At 73.9% G+C, this 18,168-nt stretch carries 17 protein-coding genes; 8 read left to right on the top strand and 9 right to left on the bottom strand.

Translation table 11 applies throughout. The features are described 5' to 3' along the window. Positions 1-3 precede the first annotated feature (3 nt). The 3 genes from OG767_RS23065 to OG767_RS23075 all read right to left on the bottom strand — a co-directional run bounded on the left by OG767_RS23065 (position 4) and on the right by OG767_RS23075 (position 3,610). Positions 4-267, bottom strand: a complete 264-nt coding sequence (locus OG767_RS23065; RefSeq protein WP_107157547.1) for a DUF6244 family protein — start codon at positions 265-267, stop codon at positions 4-6. 170 nt (positions 268-437) lie between these two features. Then, the gene (locus tag OG767_RS23070; protein ID WP_405090474.1) at positions 438-1,094 is read right to left on the bottom strand and encodes a hypothetical protein; all 657 of its coding nucleotides are present in this window, start codon (positions 1,092-1,094) and stop codon (positions 438-440) included. Then, positions 1,091-3,610, bottom strand: a complete 2,520-nt coding sequence (locus OG767_RS23075; protein ID WP_405090475.1) for an FtsK/SpoIIIE domain-containing protein — start codon at positions 3,608-3,610, stop codon at positions 1,091-1,093. Before OG767_RS23075 ends, OG767_RS23070 begins: the two co-directional genes overlap by 4 nt. Before the next feature lie 185 nt (positions 3,611-3,795). Here OG767_RS23075 and OG767_RS23080 point away from each other — a divergent pair, with 185 nt between their 5' ends. Beyond that, positions 3,796-5,208: an alkaline phosphatase PhoX gene (locus tag OG767_RS23080; RefSeq protein ID WP_405090476.1), complete on the top strand. Its 1,413-nt coding sequence runs from the start codon at positions 3,796-3,798 to the stop codon at positions 5,206-5,208. A gap of 112 nt (positions 5,209-5,320) precedes the next feature. Next, positions 5,321-6,361 (top strand): endonuclease domain-containing protein, encoded by a 1,041-nt coding sequence (locus tag OG767_RS23085; protein WP_405090477.1) that lies wholly within the window; start codon positions 5,321-5,323, stop codon positions 6,359-6,361. Positions 6,362-6,495: 134 nt separating this feature from the next. Here OG767_RS23085 and OG767_RS23090 read toward each other — a convergent pair whose 3' ends face one another. After that, positions 6,496-7,221 carry an SDR family oxidoreductase gene (locus tag OG767_RS23090; RefSeq protein WP_405090478.1) on the bottom strand — a complete coding sequence of 242 codons (726 nt, stop codon included), beginning with the start codon at positions 7,219-7,221 and terminating at the stop codon, positions 6,496-6,498. Positions 7,222-7,316: 95 nt separating this feature from the next. On the opposite strand from OG767_RS23090, the gene OG767_RS23095 reads away from it, so the two are divergent. Then, positions 7,317-8,210 (top strand): LysR family transcriptional regulator, encoded by an 894-nt coding sequence (locus OG767_RS23095; RefSeq protein ID WP_405094282.1) that lies wholly within the window; start codon positions 7,317-7,319, stop codon positions 8,208-8,210. A 226-nt stretch (positions 8,211-8,436) separates the two neighbouring features. Here OG767_RS23095 and OG767_RS23100 read toward each other — a convergent pair whose 3' ends face one another. Beyond that, on the bottom strand, positions 8,437-8,667 hold the full coding sequence (locus OG767_RS23100) for a winged helix-turn-helix domain-containing protein (RefSeq protein ID WP_405090479.1): 231 nt from the start codon (positions 8,665-8,667) through the stop codon (positions 8,437-8,439). Positions 8,668-8,900: 233 nt separating this feature from the next. Between OG767_RS23100 and OG767_RS23105 the strand changes: the two genes are divergently transcribed. From OG767_RS23105 to OG767_RS23115, 3 genes are read left to right on the top strand one after another with little or no spacing between them, the layout of a single operon-like run. Next, positions 8,901-9,107, top strand: coding sequence for a hypothetical protein (locus OG767_RS23105; RefSeq protein WP_405090480.1), 207 nt, complete (start codon positions 8,901-8,903; stop codon positions 9,105-9,107). Further along, positions 9,104-9,376 carry a hypothetical protein gene (locus OG767_RS23110; RefSeq protein WP_405090481.1) on the top strand — a complete coding sequence of 91 codons (273 nt, stop codon included), beginning with the start codon at positions 9,104-9,106 and terminating at the stop codon, positions 9,374-9,376. Before OG767_RS23105 ends, OG767_RS23110 begins: the two co-directional genes overlap by 4 nt. Then, entirely contained in the window at positions 9,373-9,645 is a 273-nt protein-coding gene (locus OG767_RS23115; protein ID WP_405090482.1) for a hypothetical protein, read from the top strand. Before OG767_RS23110 ends, OG767_RS23115 begins: the two co-directional genes overlap by 4 nt. Positions 9,646-9,724: 79 nt before the next feature. Here OG767_RS23115 and OG767_RS23120 read toward each other — a convergent pair whose 3' ends face one another. From OG767_RS23120 to OG767_RS23130, 3 genes are all read right to left on the bottom strand, one after another. Next, on the bottom strand, positions 9,725-10,165 hold the full coding sequence (locus OG767_RS23120; RefSeq protein WP_405090483.1) for a hypothetical protein: 441 nt from the start codon (positions 10,163-10,165) through the stop codon (positions 9,725-9,727). Positions 10,166-10,446: 281 nt separating this feature from the next. Next, positions 10,447-13,128 carry a hypothetical protein gene (locus tag OG767_RS23125; protein WP_405090484.1) on the bottom strand — a complete coding sequence of 894 codons (2,682 nt, stop codon included), beginning with the start codon at positions 13,126-13,128 and terminating at the stop codon, positions 10,447-10,449. A gap of 141 nt (positions 13,129-13,269) precedes the next feature. After that, the gene (locus OG767_RS23130; RefSeq protein ID WP_405090485.1) at positions 13,270-13,845 is read right to left on the bottom strand and encodes a TetR/AcrR family transcriptional regulator; all 576 of its coding nucleotides are present in this window, start codon (positions 13,843-13,845) and stop codon (positions 13,270-13,272) included. Positions 13,846-14,010: 165 nt separating this feature from the next. On the opposite strand from OG767_RS23130, the gene OG767_RS23135 reads away from it, so the two are divergent. Continuing rightward, on the top strand, positions 14,011-15,516 hold the full coding sequence (locus OG767_RS23135) for an MFS transporter (protein WP_405090486.1): 1,506 nt from the start codon (positions 14,011-14,013) through the stop codon (positions 15,514-15,516). Between the two features lie 75 nt (positions 15,517-15,591). Here the strand turns inward: OG767_RS23135 and OG767_RS23140 are convergent, their stop codons facing one another. Further along, the gene (locus OG767_RS23140) at positions 15,592-16,377 is read right to left on the bottom strand and encodes an SGNH/GDSL hydrolase family protein (protein WP_405090487.1); all 786 of its coding nucleotides are present in this window, start codon (positions 16,375-16,377) and stop codon (positions 15,592-15,594) included. A 148-nt stretch (positions 16,378-16,525) separates the two neighbouring features. On the opposite strand from OG767_RS23140, the gene OG767_RS23145 reads away from it, so the two are divergent. Next, positions 16,526-18,112: a M1 family metallopeptidase gene (locus tag OG767_RS23145; protein WP_405090488.1), complete on the top strand. Its 1,587-nt coding sequence runs from the start codon at positions 16,526-16,528 to the stop codon at positions 18,110-18,112. Positions 18,113-18,168 lie beyond the last annotated feature (56 nt).

Raw genomic sequence — 18,168 nt, forward strand, 5'->3', positions numbered from 1 at the left:
CGGTCAGTTCCCCAGCGCCTGGACCTTCGCGATGGTCTCCTGCACGTGCTGGCGGGCCGGCTCGCCGCCCTGCGCGGCCTGGGCGAGCGCCTGCCGGTAGGCGTCGATCACCCCGATCAGCGGCCCCGCCGTGGCGCCTTCCAGCGCGCCGGCCACCAACGCCCGCGCCTCGGCCGCGTCCTGCGCGGCAGCGGCCGTACGGGCCTTCGCCTCGTCCAGCTTCCGCGCCGCCGCCGCCAGCCTGGCAATGACCTCCGCCGCACTCACAAGCCCTCCCCACCTCGCCCCCAACCCCACCAACCCTACCGCCCCACCCCCGCCCCACCCCCCTCCGCGATCTTGCACTTGCCGCCCCGACAAAAGCCATGAAAGCCGCATCACCCGGGCCGAAACTGCAAGATCGCGGGCCAGGCCGAGGCGGGTCAGGCCAGGCCGGGTCAGCGGAGGAGGCGGAAGAGGATCAGGTAGAGGCAGAACAGGGACGGGGAGACCAGGGCGCAGATCACGAAGCCCATCGGCACGTACCGGCCGGCCGGGGTCTCGGGGTCGGGCAGCGCGGGGCGGCCCCAGCGGGCCAGCACGACCTGACCGGCCACGAACGACAGCAACGGCACGCCGGCGCAGGACAGCGCCGCGACCAGGTCCATCCCGGACACCGGCAACGGTGAACCGAGCAGCGCGATCAACATGAACACCGAGCCGACAAGCGCGCACCCGGCGTACACCGCGACCGCCCGGGCCGGCGCGGACCAGGTGGGCAGCAGCACCGGCCGCCGCGCCAACGCCTCCGCCTCCTGCCCGTGCCGGTCCGCCTCGTCGGCCAGCCGCCCGGCCGCCGCCAGCTCCGCCGCCGGATCGCTTCCCGGCCCGGCGGGCGCACCGGCCGCGTCCGGAACCGACCCCATCGGTACGCCGACCGCCTGCCCGAGCCGGTCCAGGCGCTCCCCCTGCGCGGCCAGCCGCCGCCCGACCTCGTCCACCCCGGACTGGAGGCCACGCCGGCGCTCCGCCTCGGCGGCGATGGCCCGCTCCCCGCCCCGCTGCCGGGTGGACAGCTCCCGGATCAGGGCCGCGTACTCGTCGAATCCACTCATGGGTTGTCGCTCTCGGGGGCGAACGGCACGATCAGGGCGGTCCGGTGCTCGTGCCGGTCGACCAGCAGGGCGCGGCCGTCGCGCGGCTGGTAGGCGAGGTCGTGCACGCCGAGGTGCAGACCGAGGTCGGCGGCCGGCACGTTCAACGCGACCAGCCCGGTCACGTCGTCGCGGTGCCCACTGCCGCCGAGGTCGTCGGCGAGCCGGCGCAGCCCCCGCCACCAGCCGAGCACGTGCACGCCGCGTGCCGGACCGTGCCGCAGCACCGCGCGCAGGTCGTCGTGCCCGGAGCGGAACGTGCCCGGAGCGGTGACGGCCAGCGTGCCGGCGGCGGCGTCCATCCCGAACACCGTCAGGTAGGTGCGGCCCGGCCCGGACGCGTCGCCGGCCAGCTCGGCGAGGAGCGCGCGCAGCGCGTCGGTGTCCAGCCGGCGGACCGGGTGACCGGCGGCGGCCAGCGTCATCGCCAGGTCGTCGGCAAGGTCGGTGGTGCCCGGCGCCAACGGCGCGAACAGGAACCGGGCGGTGCCCGGCGCGTGCTGCCGGGCCAGCGCCAGGACGGCCGAGCGGAGCACCTCCGCGCCGGCCGCGGCGGTGCCCACCACGGCCAGGTGCCGGCCCGGGCTCGCGTCGAGCGCGAAGCCGGCCGGGCTGCCGGCGACGTCCACCACGCGGCCGAGGAGCGCGTACGGCGGGTCGGCGCCGGGTGTCAGCGCCGCCCACGCCGGATCGTCGGCGAGCCGGGGCGTCTCGTGGCCGCGGAACACCGCCGGCGGCAGGGCGCCCTCCGGGCGGGCCGCGTGCAACTCGTGGCGCAGCGCCGCGAGGTCGGCCGCGGCGGCGTGCGCGTCCGGGAAGTCCACCTCGGTGTCCGCACCGGGCGCGCCGGCGGCGGTGTTCACCACGGCGGCGCCGACCGTGAGCCCCCGTGCGGCGTCGTTGCGCGGGTCCAGCACGGCGTCCCCACCGGGCAACGCGATGCGCAGCGGGAACTGGCCGAAGATGGCCTCGGCCCGGCCGTACAGGGCCTCGATGCCGGTGGTGCTCTGGCTGGCCAGCACCAGGTGCAGGCCGTACGAGCGGCCCTTGCGGGCCAGCTCCTCGATCAGGTCGACGGCCTGCCGGGCCAGCGCGTCGTTGCCGGCGAACAGCACGTGGAACTCGTCCACGACGGTGACGATCCGGGGTGGGCGGGCGTTCGGCGGCAGGTCGGCGAGGCGGCTGACGCCGTGCCGCTTCAGCAGCTCGGCGCGCCGGGTCAGCTCGGCGCGCAGCTCCCGGAGCACGGCCACGCCGTACTCCCGGTCGGACTCGATGCCGACCGCGCGGGCGTGCGGCAGCCAGGACTCATCGCGCGGGGTCGGCACGAACTCGGTGAAGCTGACGCCCTCCTTGAAGTCGAGCAGCATCAGCCGCAGCTCGGCCGGGGAGTAGCGGGCGGCCAGCCCGTAGAGCACGTCGAGCAGCAGCACCGTCTTGCCGGCGCCGGTGCGGCCACCCACCAGCCAGTGCGGCGTGGCGTCGTCGAACGCGACGGTCACCGGCTTCCGCCCGGCCCGGCCGAGCACCGTGCGCAGGCCGGCGCCGGCCGACTCGGCCCACCGCCGCGGCGGGAGCAGGTCGGCGAACGTGACGGCGGAGCTGTCGTCGGCGGCCTCGGCGAGCCGGCGGGCCAACGCGGTCACCACGGCGTGCGACGGGTCGCCGTCGAGCACCACCGGCGCGGCCAGCCCGCTGCCGTCGACGCTGAACGGGCGGCCCGGCGGGTCACCGACGAGCGTGTAGCGCTCGGTGACCCGGAGCTGGGTGGTGGCCCCCAGCGGCGGCACGGACACGCCCGGACCGGCCGCTGCGTAGCCGGCCAGCAGCACGCAGACCGCCGCGGCCGGGCCGGCGTGGGTGAGCGCGGCCAGCCGGGCCAGCTCCCGGGCCGGCAGCGTCGACGCGGCGACCACCACGAGCAGCTCCCGGTCCTCCGGGTCGGCCCGCTGGGCGGTACGCGCGTGTCGCTCCGCGGCGTCCAGCAACGCGGCCGTCTCCGCCTCGGTGGTCGCCGCCGCGCCGAGCACCCCGGCGTCGTGCAGCGGGCGCAGCGGCAGGAACGCCGCCCCGAACGCGGCCTGGTCGATGCCGACCACCCGGACCGCGCCGGCCGGGGCGGCGGTGAGCAGCCGGACCACCACGGCGCGCAGCAACTCGCCGACGCGCGGGTCGCGGGCGTCCACGTCGACCGCCAGGTGGGCGCCCGCCCCCACCGGCACCAGCACCGGGAACACGCCGTCGACGGTGGTCGCCTCGCCGAGGCGTACCGGCACGGGGTGGGTCGCGACGCGGGCGGTGCCGGGCACCGCGGCGGCCAGCTCCCCACCCAGGCGGGCCAGTCGGGCGACCAGCTCGGGGCTGCCGACCGGGGCCGGCCCGGCCGCCCCCAGCAGCCGCCCGGCGGTCGCCCAGTGGCGCCGCGCCGCCCGGTGCCGCTCGACCGCCTGCCGGTACGCCGCCGCGAACCTGTTCACCGTCCGCCCTCCGACGCCGTCTGCGATCGAGGGAACCCTAACGGACGCCCGCCATCGGAGCACGGGGCGCTCGGCACCCGGGATTCGTCCACTGTTCACCCCACCGCCGACGGTCCCGCCGCCCGCCGTTCCCGCGACCCGACTTGCCTGCCAGTGCAACCTCGAGTGCACAGGAAGGCGACGACGTGACCTCCAACTCACCCCTCTCCCGGCGGTCGCTGCTGGGCGGCGCGGCCGGCGGCCTCGGCATCGTGGTGGCCGGCAACCTGGACGCCATCGCCGGGCCGACGGCGGCCCGCGCCGCGTGCCGGCCCGCGGTCGGTTACGGCGACCTGGTCCCGGACCCGGCCGGCCTGCTGGCGCTGCCGCCCGGCTTCTCGTACACCGTCGTCGCCCAGGCCGGCGCGACGCTGCTGGAATCGGGGCAGCCGACCCCGAGCGACGCCGACGGCACCGGCTGCTTCCGCGGCCCGCGCGGCTCGGTGCTGGTCAACAACCATGAGATCGGCGGCAGCGAGCCCTACCCGGTGCCGGCGCTGCCCGGCCTCACCTACGACCCGGGCGCACGCGGCGGCACCACCACCATCGAGGTGGACAAGCACGGCCGGCGGCTGCGCGAATACGTCAGCGTGGCCGGCACGCACAACAACTGCGCCGGCGGCATCACGCCGTGGGGCACGTGGCTGACCTGCGAGGAGACCGAGCAGCGGGCCGGCGGTCAGTTCCTCAAGGACCACGGGTACGTCTTCGAGGTCGACCCGCACGACCGGTCCGCCAACACCGACCCGGTGGCGCTGACGTTCCTCGGCCGCTACTCCCACGAGGCGGTGGCGGTCGACCCGTACACCCACTCGATCTACCTGACCGAGGACGCCAGCGGCCCGAACGGGCTGTACTTCCGGTGGACGCCGCCGCCCGGCTTCCGGGCCGGCAAGGGCGCGCTGCGGGCGCTCGCCCAGCGGCCGGACGGCGCCACCGCCGGCACCCTGGAGGCGATGCGGTGCCGGCGCGGCGACGGGCACGTGGCCGACCTGTCCGAGGCCACCACGCCGGGCACCCGCTACCAGGTCGACTGGGTGGAGGTGCCGGACCGGGACGCCCGGACCGTGTCCGTGCGCAAGCAGTTCACCGACGACGAGGTGACCCGCAGCCGCAAGCTGGAGGGCGCCTGGTGGGGTGACGGCGGCGCGTACTTCGTGGCCAGCTACGCCCGCCACGACGACGGCAGCGTCAACGAGCACGACGGCCAGGTCTGGTTCTACGACCCGCGCCGGCAGACCGTCACGCTGAAGACCATCTTCGGCGTGAACACCGACCCGGAGGCCGACAGCGGCAACTACGACGGGCCGGACAACATCACCGTCTCCCCGTACGGCGGGGTGATCCTGGCCGAGGACGGCGAGGGCGTGTCGCACCTGGTCGGCGTCACCGAGCAGGGCAAGGCGTACGCGCTGGCCCGCAACGAGCTGAACGACAGCGAGTTCACCGGGCCGACGTTCAGCGCGGACGGGAAGATCCTGTTCGCCAACATCCAGACCCCCGGCTACGTCTTCGCCATCACCGGCCCCTGGGCCCGCCCGAGCAACGCGCACCGCTGAGGTTGTAGATCTTGGAAGGAATCGGCCCCTCCGGGGGCCCTTTTCTTCCAAGATCTACGAGCGTTGTCCACAGGGGGCGCGCGGCGGGTCCTGGGGGCGGCAGCCTTGGGGGGTGGGGAATTCGTGGGCGGGGATGCGGCGGGCGCTGCCATCGGACGACGCGGACGAGTTGACCTGGTTGTTGTTCCGTCAGGACGACGTGCTCAGCCTCAATCAGGCACGGGCACATCTCACCCGCAAGGCGATCCGGCACCGGGTGGCCACCGGCCGATGGCGTCAGGCTCACCGTGCTGTTCTCGTCGCGCACAACGGCCCGGTCGGTCCCGCCCAGCGCCGGTGGATCGCGGTGCTGGCCGCCGGCCCGTCCGCGCTGCTCGGCGGCATCACCGCCGCCCAGGCGGGTGGCCTTCGCGGGTTTCCGGACCGCGTCGTCCATCTGCTCCTGCCCGCCACCTGCCGTCGTGCTCCGCTGCCGGCCGGGGTACGCGCACACCGGACCATCCACCTGCCCGACGGGGATGTGGTGCGGGTCGGTCAGCCGCCCCGGACGACGGCCGCCCGATCGGTGATCGACGCGGCCCAGTGGGCACCTTCCGACGCGCAGGCCCGGGCGATCGTCGCGGCGGCGTTCCAGCAGCGGCTGGTGGGCGGTGACGACCTGCATGAGGTGCTGAGTCGGATGCCACGGGTCCGCCGCCGGCGACTCCTCCTGTCCACCGCCACGGACGCGGCCGGCGGTGCGCATTCGCTGGGCGAGTTGAACCTGCTCGACCTCGTGCGTCGCGCCGGCCTGCCCGAACCGACCCGCCAGGTGATCCGGCGCGACGCCACGGGGCGGCGACGCTACCTCGACGCCTACTTCGACGAGTGGCGGGTGCACGTCGAGGTGGACGGCGGCCAGCATCTCGACCCGGCGCACGCCTGGGCGGACATGCGACGGCAGAACGCGCTCTGGGTCGAGGGCGACCGCGTCCTCCGGTTCCCCTCCTGGGCCCTGCGCGACGACCCGGAATCGGTGCTCGACCAGTTACGAGCCGCCCTGCGTGCCGCCGGCTGGCCCGGACAAACGACTGGCGACGTGGGCGGTCTTGGCGATCTTGGCGATCTTGGAAGGAAATGGCCCCCAGAGGGGCCTTCCGCTTCCAAGATCTAGCGTTCTTCCGGTTACTGCCTCACTCGTGGAGAACGTCGGTCTGCGGTTCGAGCACGGTTGGTGTCGAGATCCTCGGCTCGCATCCATGCTCGCACGATGCCGACGACGACCTTGCCAGGGCCGCCGGTCGATGCCTACCACGGAACGACGCCGTTGTCGTCGAAGAAGCCGCCGCGCGGCCCGTCGTCGGGCAGGGTGGCCAGCCGGAGCGCGATCGCGGCGCCCTGTTCCGGGGTACGCGGCCCGGCGAAGTTGGTGAAGTCGGTGGCCACCCAGCCGGGGCAGGCGGCGTTGACGATGATGTTCGTGTCGGCGAGCCGGCGGGCGTACTGGGCGGTGATGCTGTTGAGCAGCGTCTTCGACGGTGCGTACGCCGCCAGGACCGGGCCGGTGGCGAGCGTCAGCGAGCCCATGTTGCTCGACATGTTGACGATGCGCGGTGCGGGCGCCCGGCGCAGCAGCGGCAGCATCGCGTTGGTCACCCGGACCACCCCGAACACGTTCGTGTCGAGGACGGTACGCAGGACGTCCAGGTCGAGCGTCGTCGGGTCCTGCGCGCCCCCGTCGTACCGGCCGGAGATGCCCGCGTTGTTGACCAGCACGTCGAGCCGTCCGGTCGTGCGCTCGACGGTGGCCGCGGCCTCGGCTGCGCTGTCCGCGGAGGTGACGTCGAGCGCCACCCCGAACGCGTCGACACCGACGGTACGCAGCCGCCCGACCGCCTCCGCGCGCCGCGCGTCGTCGCGGGCCCCCACCGCGACCGTGAAACCGAGCGCGCCGAGGCCCGCCGCGACGGCGTAGCCGATGCCCTTGTTCGCGCCGGTGACCAGCGCGGTCTTCGTGTCGTTCACCCGCCCCATGCTGGCGAGCCGCCGACCCGACGGCCAAGACCGATCGGGTACGCGGTGATACCCGGCGGGTATCACCGGCGCGTTAGCCTGCATCCGTGGACGATCTGGAGACCCGCGAGCTGCGATACTTCGTCGCCGTCGCCGAGGAGTTGCACTTCGGGCGCGCCGCCGCGCGGCTCGGGATCGCCCAACCGCCGCTCTCCCGCGCGATCCGGCAACTGGAGCGCCGCCTCGGTGTCCGGCTCCTCGACCGGGACCGGCGCGGCGTGGCCCTCACCGACGCCGGCCGGGTGCTGCTCAGGGAGGCCGGCACGGTCCTCGACGCGGTGACGGCCGCCGCGAGTCGTACCCGACGGGCCGGGACCCCGACGCGACCACTGGTGCTCGTGACGAAGGCCGGGGCCTCGCACGAGCTGCTGCAACGCCTCCTCGACGCGCTCGCGGGCGAGCCCGGCGCACCACCGGTCGAGGTCCTGCTGTGCGAGGTCGGCGAGCAGGCCGGACTGCTGCGCGCCGGCCGCGCCGACGTGGCGATCATGCACCGCCCCGTCGACGACCTGGCCGGATTCGACACCGAGGACCTGGTCACCGAAGGGCAGGTCGCGATCCTGCCCGCCGGGCATCCGCTCGCCGCCCGCGACCGGCTCACGCTCGCGGAGGTCCAGCACGTGCCGGACCTGCCGATCGCGCGCTGGCCCCGGCTCGACGGAACCTATCCGGCGGGGCCGGGCCCGGAGGTACGCACCCAGTCGCAGCTCGCCCAACTCGTCGCGCTCGGCCGGACGCTGCTGGTGATCCCGACCTCCAGCCGCGCCTGGCAGTGGCCGCAACACGTCGCGGTACCCGTCGTCGACGCGCCGCACATCACCACGGTGCTCGCCTGGCCCGCCGGCAGCCGCTCCCGCCCGGTCGCCTCCCTCGTGCACACCGCGGCCAGGCTCCGCGACACCCCCGCCGCGCCGATCTTGCACTCACCGCCCCGACAAAGCGGCACATGAACCGCGTTCCATCGGCCGAAAGCGCAAGATCGGCGTGCGCCGGAACGCGTCCCGGTCGGTGGGACGCTCGCCCGTCCGGCGCTCATGTGCACCCCGTCTCGGCGGGAACATCGCCGACAAGCGGTACGACGCTTGGGCATAAATGTGCAGAGGCATACCGTCGAGATGCCTTCTGTCTGCCACGCGCCTTACGCAGAGTCACCTGGGGCACTCGACCGGCGAGGCGTCAGGCCGACTCGCCTCGCTCGGAGACGAAGACCCCGAGGCCGTGAACGCCCTCCACCCATCCCTGCGTCTGAAGCACGAGGATGGCTTGGCGAACCACTGTCGTCGAGACGCCGTGCTCCGCCTTGAGCTGCGCCGTGGACGGCAACTTGTCCCCCGGCACGAGTTCTCCTGACTGAATCTGAGTGCGGAGCTGATCCGCGAGTTGTTCCCACTTCGGTTTGACGGGCATATGGACTCCCAGGTCTGCCCCGCCATTCGATCACGCACGACATGCCATGACAAGCAACGTGTTGTCGTCCTTGCCATGTGTGACTAGTTGTGTAAAGCTCGATCCGGCCGGCTCCCAGGTCTGCAACCCGGAGTTGGTCCGTTCCCACCGCGTAGAGCGCTCGGCCGGCCAATCCCCCGGACGGCCGAGCGTGCGTACCTGTCCCCGCACGTCGTACTCCGACGGGAGGCCCGATGGGCGAACGCACCGACGACACGTCCCCCGGTGAACCCTTCGTCTCGGCGCAGGACATCGAGGACGCCGATGACATCCTCTTCGCGCACCCGCCGCGCCGGGTCGTCCGCTGGCTGTGCGGCTGCGGCGAGGACTACCCCTGCCTGGAGGTGGTCTACGCGCGCTTCGTCAAGGCCGCCGCGACCGGGCCCGACGAGCCACGGTGAGCGCTCGTCCGATCCGGGCGGGAGACCTGCTGCGCCTCGACCGCGCGGCGAGCGTGCAGTTCTGTCGCCCGATCACCGTGCGGGTCATTCGCGAGATCACCGACCGCTCCACGTTCGACGGTTGGGCATCCATCGAGACTTACGAGTTGGACGGCAGGGGCGAGGCGGTCGCCAAACGGGAACTGTTCGTGCAGCCGGCCGGGCTGCGCTGGCTGGACGCCAAACCCCGCGTTGGCCCATCCCCCGCCCGGGTGCGGGTGCCGGCATGAGCACCGGCGCCCGACCGCATGCACCCATGCGCCCGCTCTGGATCTGCAAGTGCTGCGCCCACCCGTGGCCGTGCGCGGCGGCTCGGCTCGCCCTGCTGGCCGAGTACGCAGGTGACCGCACGGCTCTCTCCGTCCACCTGTACGGGCAGCTCTACGACGCGGCTGTGGATCTGCACCGTCTCAACCCGGACGAGGCGCCGAGCCCGCAGGCGCTGTTCGCCCGGTTCGTCGGCTGGGCACCGCTGCGCTCACCGCCACTCCCGCGCTGATGCGGACCGACGATGCAAGGCCGATCGGCCGCAACCGGAGGTTCCCGCAGATCGTCGAGCATGTCCTGCAATGCCGAACTCAACGCCCGAGCCAGCGCGCGCCGACCGCGATCGACCGGAGCGCGGCGGCGTCCACCACCTCCTGGTCCGCCAGCACATTCACGGCCACTCCGGGTCCGGCGAGCCAGAACGCCTCCGCGTCGCCGATCAGGCCGGGCCCGTCGGGGTGGGTGAAGTCGGCAAGCTCCCAGGTCGCGGGGTCACGCTCCTGGTACTCGGCGAGGAACTCGCGGACCGCGTCCAGATCGGTGAGCCGCTCACTCCGGAGCACGTGCACCCGCAGGTCGACGCGGTAGCCGTCCTCGACCTGGCGCTCCCAGACGCGGGTGGCGAAGCTGACGTCCTCCCACTCGGAGGCGAAGTCCGACACCGCCTCGCCGATCCCGCCGGACAGGTGTCCGATGTGGAAGCCGTCCAACTCCCCGCCGTCGCGTGCCGACAGGTCCCGCTCGTGCGTCATCCGCGCCTCGACCTTCCGGACCACTGATCACCGTCATGCCAGCACGGAGAGGACGCGCTCGCCGCACCGGCACACGACCGCCACCGATATGACCAGGAGGCATGATTATGCCTCTGTGGTATACGGCCCACAAGTCACCTCACCGCAGGAGCCGTCACGCACAGTAACCCTCTTGATGAGCCGCGCCATCGGCAGTCGTCCGCCGACCGCGCGGCCGCGCGCTGGCGGCGGTGCGGGCACCGGGGCAGGGCAGGGCCCCGGTGACCGGGCCCGGGCGGCCGTCACTTCGCGGTGCGGCAACCGGGGTCGGGGCCGGCGTCGGCGACGCCACAGTGGAAGACCTCGACCGGGGCGGCCCCGACGTCGGGCACCTTCGCCACGGTCAGGAGCGCCAAGCGCTTGGCGAGCGGCTCGCCGGCGTCCGGCGCGTACCGGATCAGGCCGCTGACCCCCGGGTAGCCGCCGGCGGCGTTCTGTCGCAGCACCTCGGCGTGCACGCCGACCGGGTTGACCGCGCGCGGCTCCCAGCGGCGGCCGGTGTCGGCGTGCCGCAGCCGGGCGGCGAGACTCTCCAGCGCGCGCACCATCATCATCGCGGCGTCGTAGGCGAGGCTGACCCGCTCGCCGACCGGCGGGCCGGTCCCGGCGCGGCAGCGCGGCGGGTCGAGCAGGTCGTCCGCGCCGATCCAGGTGAGGAAGCTGCCCCGGGCGTCGTCGCGGGCCGCCTGCGCGGCCCGCAGCGCGGTGCACGTGGCCAACGACGCCTTCGACACGTACGTGACCGGCAGGTTGCCCGGCGCGCTGGCGCGCAGCCCCGGGTTGGCCATGTAGCGGTTCACCGAGTCGTCGGCGACCAGGTGCCGGGGCGGGTCCGCGCCGCACTCCTTGAGCGCCCGCAGGAAGCCGTCGAACTCCGACCAGCGGCCGGCGAAGAAGAGCATGCCGGGGTAGCCGCACTCCTGGGTCAGTCGCCGGCCGCTGCGCCACTCGTCGAGCCGGGTCAGTCGGGTGCCGAACCGCTCCCGCAGGCCGTCGACGAGCGTGGCGACGTAGAGGTCGTCGGTGAGCGAGCTGCCCTCGCCGGTGGTCCAGTAGACGTGCGCCTCCCCGACCCGCAGCACCTGCCGGGCGTACGCCTCGACCATGGCGACCTGCTCCCGGTTGGGCGCGGACATGGCCAGGTAGAGGCTGGAGTTCTCGTCCATCCGGTCGGCGGACAGCGTGGGCGCGAGCACCGGCAGGCCGACCCGGTTGAGTTCACGCAGCGCCGCCGCGGTGCTGGCGCGGCTGTCCACCAACCCGACCACGCCGAGCACGGTCGGGTCGTCGCGGGCCAGCCCCTCCAGCATGCGTACCGCGTCGTCGGCGTGCCGCATCTGCCGGCCGGCGTTGGCCACCACGATGTGCAGCAACGCCGCGTCGTCCGCCGCCGCCGACTCCTTCAGCAGCGCGTACTGGGCGGTGGCCATGCCCTCCAGCTCCTCCCGCTCGGAGACGTAGGACTCCTCGTCCGCACGGGTCCGGTTGCCGGTGAGGCTGCCCAGGTAGACGAGCGTCAGGTAGGGGCGGCGGTGCTCGCTGCGCCGCCACACCTCCTCGGTGGCCCGGTTCTGCGCGAAGATGCGCCGCTGCACCGCGCGCAGCCGGTCCTGGCCGGGCTCACTGTTGAAGACCTGCCCGGCGGTGTCGCTGTAGCCGACGCACTCGCCGCCCACCAGGCGCACGCTCACCCGGTCGGTGGGCCAGGGCCGGCAGTCCGACGCCCACCGCCCGTGCGCCCAGACGCCCACGCCGGCCAGCAGCACCACTGCCACCGCCGCCGGCAGGAACCGCCGCGCCCACCAGGGCGGATCCGGCGCCACCAGCGCCGGCGGGGCAACCCCCGGGGGTACGCCGGCAGCGTCCTCCTCCGCCGTCAGCACCAGCAGCCAGGCGCCGGTACGCCGCAGCCGGCGACGTTCCGGCAGCACCTCGGCCCAGTCCTCGTACGCCTCCTCGGCCTGCGCCACCGGCCGGGACGCGGCCGGTTCCGGCGGCGGGTCGGTGGCGACGGCGACCACCAGCAGCGGGTCGTTGCGGCCGGTCTCGTTGCGGACCTCGCCGAAGATCCGGACCAGCGTGTGCCCGACGTTGTCCGGGCGGACGCCGTCGAGCAGCACCATCGGGTAGGCGGTGCGCCGCCAGTCCCCCGGTCGCCAGAACCGCCGCCGGTAGGCCAGCCGCAGGTCCTCCAGGAACGCGTGCAGCAGCAGCTTCTCCACCTGGGCGGGGTGTTCGCCGTCGCGCCAGCCGGCGGTGAGCCGCTCGGCGAAGCCGAGGAACGTCACCGACTGCCGGGGTGCGAGATACTGCTGGCGCATGAACCAGCGGTACTGCCGGCCGACCAGGGGCACCCGCCCGGAGACCGCGATCCGGAACACCACGCTGGGCACCGCCCGGCGCAGCAGCCAGAGCAACACCTGGAGCGCGGTGCCGAGCCCGGAGCCGCCGCCCACCTGCGGGTCCTCGCCGACGCCGACGCGTCGCCCCCGCCAGTCGCGCAGCCGACGCACCAGCGAGGCCCGGCCGCTGTCCGCGGCGTCCACGTCGACCGTGAGCGTCTGGTGCATCAGCCAGTCGGCGAGCGGATAGTGCCGGAACCGCAGCCGGGGCGCGCCGAACGCCTCCAGCGAGAGCTGCCGGTGCAGCTCGCGCAACGCGGTCGCGACGTCGTCGGTGGGCGGCCGGTCGGTCAGGTCCAGCACCGCGTGCGGCACCCGACGCCCGGCGCCCCGGCCGGCGAAGCGGCGCAGCAGGCCGGCCACCGCGCCGTCGTCGGCCGGCCGGAGCAGCCAGAGCAGCGGGAGCCGGCGGTCCCCGCGACGCGGCCGGCGCAGCAGCCGGGCCAGCAGGGTGAGCAGCTCCAGACCGCCGGCCGGGAGCTGCTCGCGGGCAGGCCGCGGCCGGGTCACCGGTTCGCGCATGGTCACCTCCAGGTGACGGCGAGTGTCGCACCATTGTCGACTCCGCGCGCAACCGCCCAGGGATGTAAGGAGGGGCCCCCTGTTAACGCCTCACGCATAGGAAAGCGCCCCGCTTGACGCGCGGGCTCTCCGGGGAGCGACTCACCTGGTCGGCGGACGCAGGCCGTCCAGGGCGATGGTCAGCACGCGGTCGCGCTGTGCAGGGTCCGGGAACTGGTACGCGGCGAGGCCGCTGATCAGGCGCACCACGTCGTCGAAGTCGGCGTCGGGGCGGGCCGCCCCGGCGGCCTGGGCGCGGCGCAGCAGCGGCTCGCCGGCCGCGTAGATCTCGGTGCGGCAGCTCCGGAACACGTCGGAGTCGTGCACCAGCTCCTCGGCCAGCGCCCGCTTCGCGCCGACGTAGGCGACGAACCGGTGCAGCCAGCCGACCAGGGCGTCCCACGGGTCCAGGTCGGCCAGGTCGGCGGCGGAGGCGCTGAGCGCGCGCACCTCCTCGACGTAGACCGCCTCGAACAGGTCACGCCGCTGCGGAAAATTGCGGTAGAGCGTGCCGATGCCGACGCCGGCGCGACGGGCGATCTGCTCCAGCGACGCGCCGGCGCCGCACTCGCCGAACACGTCGCGGGCGGCGGCGATCAGTGCGTCGTAGTTGCGCCGGGCGTCGGCCCGCTTGGGGCGGCGCGCGAAGACCTCGGTCGACTGGTCGGCGCTGGACATGACGCCTGTCACTCCTTCCGTCTTGCAAACGGAGGCACCCCTCCATTACGTTGGTGGAGGCACCCCTCCGGATAGCGTACTCCGGTGGGCCCCGGCCCGACGCGCCGCCATCGCCGCCCACCGCGCGAGCGGCCACCGACTCGTACCGAACGGGAGTTCTCCCACATGATCGACACCTTCCGGCGCGGCTCGCGCCGGATGACGTTCCTCGTCCTCGCGGCCGGCACCGGCTTCTTCGCGATGCTCCAGTCGCTGATCACCCCGGTGCTGCCCACCATCCAGCACGACCTGCACACGTCGCCGAACACGGTGACCTGGGTGCTGACCGCCTACCTGCTCTCCGCGTCGATCTTCACGCCGATCCTCGGCCGGGTCGGCGACATGGTCGGCAAGGAGCGGATGCTCGTCGTCTCGCTCGCCGCGCTCGCGCTGGGCTGCCTGGTGGCGGCCGTCGCGCCGAACATCGGCGTGCTGATCGCCGCCCGGGTGGTCCAGGGCATCGGCGGCGCCGTCTTCCCGCTGTCGTTCGGCATCATCCGCGACGAGTTCCCCGCCGCCCGGGTCAGCTCGGCGGTCGCCTCGATCTCGGCGGTGGTGGCCGTCGGCGGCGGCCTGGGCGTCGTGCTCGCCGGGCCGATCGTGGCCACGCTGGGCTACCGCTGGCTGTTCTGGATCCCGCTGGTCGTGGTCGGCCTGACCGCGCTGGCCGCGCACCGGTTCGTGCCCCGCTCGCCGGTACGCACCCCGGGGCGGATCAACTGGCTCAGCGCCGTCCTGCTCTCCGGCTGGCTGGTGGCGCTGCTGCTGCCGGTCAGCAAGGGCGCCGCCTGGGGCTGGGCCTCCGGCCGGGTGACCGGGCTGCTCATCGTGGCCGCGGTGCTGCTGGCCGTCTGGCTGGCGGTCGAGGCCCGGGCCGCGAACCCGCTGATCGACCTGCGGATGATGCGCCTGCCGGCGGTCTGGACCACCAACCTGGTGGCGCTGCTCTACGGCGCCTCGATGTTCGCCGTCTACGCCTTCCTGCCACAGTTCACGCAGATCCCGACCAGCGCCGGCTACGGCTTCGGCGCCAGCATCACCCAGGCCGGGCTGCTCATGCTGCCCATGCTGGTCGGCATGTTCGCCGCCGGCCTGCTGGCCGGGCGGTTGGAGTCCCGGTTCAGCGCCAAGGCGCAACTGGGCACCGGCGCGGTGTTCAACGTGACCGCTGCCGCGATGCTCACCGCCGCGCACGACACCCGCTGGCAGGTCGGCCTCGCCGGCGGCCTGGTCGGGCTCGGCATCGGGCTGGCGTTCGCCTCGATGGCCAACCTGATCGTGGGGAACGTGCCGGCCTCGCAGACCGGCGCGGCGACCGGCATGAACGCCAACATCCGTACCATCGGCGGCGCGATCGGCGCGGCGCTGGCCAGCACCGTGATCACCGCCAACCCGCAGCCGAGCGGGCTGCCCCGGGAGGCCGGTTTCACCGCCGGCTTCCTGCTGCTCACCGGCATCTCCCTCGCTGCCGCGCTGGCCGCACTCGCCGTGCCCTCCGGCCGCCGCGCCCGGCCTCGGCGGCACGCCGGGCCGACGCCGGAGGTCGCGCTGCCGCAGGCGACGCCCGGCGCCCACGCCCCCGCAACCGCGCTGCCGGAGACGGTCGGCGGGCTGGCGCCGGTGGGCCGCTGACCCGGCCGCCGGTGAGTTGTTAAGAGGGGGCCCCTGCTATGCGGAATGCGTTAACAGGGGGCCCCTCCTTACACCTCAGCCGATGGCGGCGGTGAGGGCGGCGAGGTAGCCGTAGCGGTAGCCGTTGGCGTTCGGGTGGTACGCCTCGATCACGCCGCTGACGTCGCGGATCCACGGGTCGGCGGCGCACACCCCGTGCCCGGTGAAGAACGGCCGCGCGTCGACGAACGTGGCCCCGGCCGCGCCGGCCCGGTCGGCCGTGACGCCGTTGAGCACGTCGGCGGCCTGGTTGAGGATGGTGCGCTTGTAGCTGCTCATGGCGAGCAGCCCGCAGGAGCCGGTCTCGAACAGCCGCGGGTAGCCGAGCACCACCAGCCGGGCGTTCGGGGCCCGGTCCCGGATCGCCGCGTAGGTGGCGTCCAGCCGGGCGGGCAGCGTCGCGGTGGCGAACGCCTTGGCCCCGGCCACCGCGCTCTCGCAGCTCGACGTGCTGCCGAAGCGGCAACCGGTCATCACGTCGGCGAAGCCGGCGTCGTTGCCGCCGATGGTGATGGTGACCAGTGTGGTGGCGGTGCTGAGCTGGCCGACCTGGTTGTTCAGCACGTCCGCGGTGACCGCGCCGCCGCAGGCCGGGAAGCGGAAGCTGGTGACCGCGTGGGCCGCGGCCCAGAGCGGGGCGTACGACTTCTGGCTGCGCAGACAGGTGGAGAGGTCGTACGGCCCGGCGCCGACGCCGGAGGAGTAGGAGTCGCCGAGGGCGACGTAGTTGACGGTGGCGGCACGGGCGGCGCCGGGCAGCAGCACGGCGCCGAGGACGGCCGCCAGGACTGCGGCGAAGGCGGTACGGACGCGACGGGGCATGGGGGGACCTCCACGGGACAGGGATGGTGGAGCCCGTTGACCGCGCGCGTGGTCGAGGGGACGGTGCTTGTTACTAGTCGGTAATGCTATCGAAACATCGACAGTATTTGAATAGCCCCGGCCACCAGCTCGGGGCAGATCCGTTTACATGTGTCGATTAGGTTGGCGGTGCGTACACCCGACGGAGGGAGTCCCACCCGTGCCACGCGCACTCTCGGCGGCGATCGCCGCCCTGACCCTCACCACCGCCGTCACCACCGTGACCGGCGCCCCCGGCCAGGCCGCCCCGACCGGATGGGGCCGCCCGCACGTCTCGGCGGCCACCCCCACGCCGGGCAGTCCCGGGCTGGGCGACAGCTACTTCCCCGACTACGGCAACGGCGGCTACGACGTCGACCACTACGACATCCGGCTGCGGTACGAGCCGGCCACCGACCGGCTCAGCGGCACCACCACGATCCTGGCCACCGCCACCAAGGACCTGTCCCGGTTCAACCTCGACTTCGCGCTGGCCGTCGAATCGGTCCGGGTCAACGGCTGGGCCGCCGGGTTCGCCCGCGCCGGCGACCACGAGCTGGTCGTCACGCCGGCCCGCCCGCTGGCCAAGGGCCAGCAGCTCACCGTCGTGGTGAAGTACGCCGGCGTCCCGTCGGAGACCACCGTCTACGGCTACACCGGCTGGACCCGCACCGCCGACGGCGCGCTCGCCGTGAACGAGCCCGAGTCGGCCTGGTGGTGGTACCCGAGCAACGACCACCCGAAGGACAAGGCCACCTGGGACATCTCCGTCTCGGTGCCGACCGGCCTCGAAGTGGTCAGCAACGGCGTGCAGCCGCGCGACCCGCTGCCCGAGGCCGGCAACCGCACCCGGTGGAGCTGGCGCAGCGTCAAACCCGGCGCCACCTACCAGGCGTTCCTCGCCATCGGGCAGTACGACATCGTCACCGACACCGCGCCGAACGGGCAGCCGGTGGTGAACGCGTACAGCACCACGCTGGGCGAGCGCCTGCCGGCCGCCCGGGCCAGCATCGAACGCACCGCCGAGATCGTCGACTGGGAGAGCGGGGTGTTCGGCCCGTACCCGTTCGAGGCGCAGGGCGGCGTGGCCGGCCCGGTCGACGGCATCGGTTTCGCGCTGGAGACGCAGACCCGACCGGTCTACGGGCCGGGCTTCTGGCGGCGCGGCGCCAACCCGTACGTGGTGGTGCACGAGAACGCGCACCAGTGGTTCGGCGACTCGGTGTCGGTGGCGGCCTGGCGCAACATCTGGCTGAACGAGGGCTTCGCCTCGTACGCCGAGTGGCTCTGGTCCGAGGAGCAGGACGAGGGCACCGCGCAGGAGCTGTTCGACTTCACCTACGACAGCTACCCGGCCGACTCGGAGTTCTGGCAGGTGCTGCCCGGCGACCCGGGTGCCAACCGGGTCTTCGACGACGCGGTCTACGACCGGGGGGCGATGGCGCTGCACCAGATCCGGCTGGCCGTCGGCGACCCGGCGTTCTTCCGGATCCTGCGCACCTGGACGGCCCAGCGGCAGTACGGCAACGGCACCATCGAGCAGTTCCAGGCGCTCGCCGAGCGGATCTCCGGCCGGGACCTGGACGCGGTGTTCACCACCTGGCTGTTCACCGCCGGCCGACCCGAGCTGGGCGCCACCGCGCGCACCTCGGCGGCCCCGGCGCAGCCGGCCTCCTGGACGAAGATCCGGTCGGCGCACGACCTGCTCGCCCGCTGACCGGCGACGGCCGGGCCCGCTCCCCGAGGGAGAGCAGGCCCGGCCGGCCGGTGTTG

It is taken from the genome of Micromonospora sp. NBC_01392, from assembly GCF_045040125.1.
Taxonomy (GTDB): domain Bacteria; phylum Actinomycetota; class Actinomycetes; order Mycobacteriales; family Micromonosporaceae; genus Micromonospora.

Coding starts and splice junctions, on each gene's coding strand:
- OG767_RS23105 (WP_405090480.1), top strand. CDS start 8,901: ATGGGCGAACGCACCGACGACACGTCCCCCGGTGAACCCTTCGTCTCG.
- OG767_RS23115 (WP_405090482.1), top strand. CDS start 9,373: ATGAGCACCGGCGCCCGACCGCATGCACCCATGCGCCCGCTCTGGATC.
- OG767_RS23145 (WP_405090488.1), top strand. CDS start 16,526: ATGTGTCGATTAGGTTGGCGGTGCGTACACCCGACGGAGGGAGTCCCA.
- OG767_RS23100 (WP_405090479.1), bottom strand. CDS start 8,667: ATGCCCGTCAAACCGAAGTGGGAACAACTCGCGGATCAGCTCCGCACT.
- OG767_RS23090 (WP_405090478.1), bottom strand. CDS start 7,221: ATGGGGCGGGTGAACGACACGAAGACCGCGCTGGTCACCGGCGCGAAC.
- OG767_RS23130 (WP_405090485.1), bottom strand. CDS start 13,845: ATGTCCAGCGCCGACCAGTCGACCGAGGTCTTCGCGCGCCGCCCCAAG.
- OG767_RS23125 (WP_405090484.1), bottom strand. CDS start 13,128: ATGCGCGAACCGGTGACCCGGCCGCGGCCTGCCCGCGAGCAGCTCCCG.
- OG767_RS23070 (WP_405090474.1), bottom strand. CDS start 1,094: ATGAGTGGATTCGACGAGTACGCGGCCCTGATCCGGGAGCTGTCCACC.
- OG767_RS23135 (WP_405090486.1), top strand. CDS start 14,011: ATGATCGACACCTTCCGGCGCGGCTCGCGCCGGATGACGTTCCTCGTC.
- OG767_RS23120 (WP_405090483.1), bottom strand. CDS start 10,165: ATGACGCACGAGCGGGACCTGTCGGCACGCGACGGCGGGGAGTTGGAC.
- OG767_RS23140 (WP_405090487.1), bottom strand. CDS start 16,377: ATGCCCCGTCGCGTCCGTACCGCCTTCGCCGCAGTCCTGGCGGCCGTC.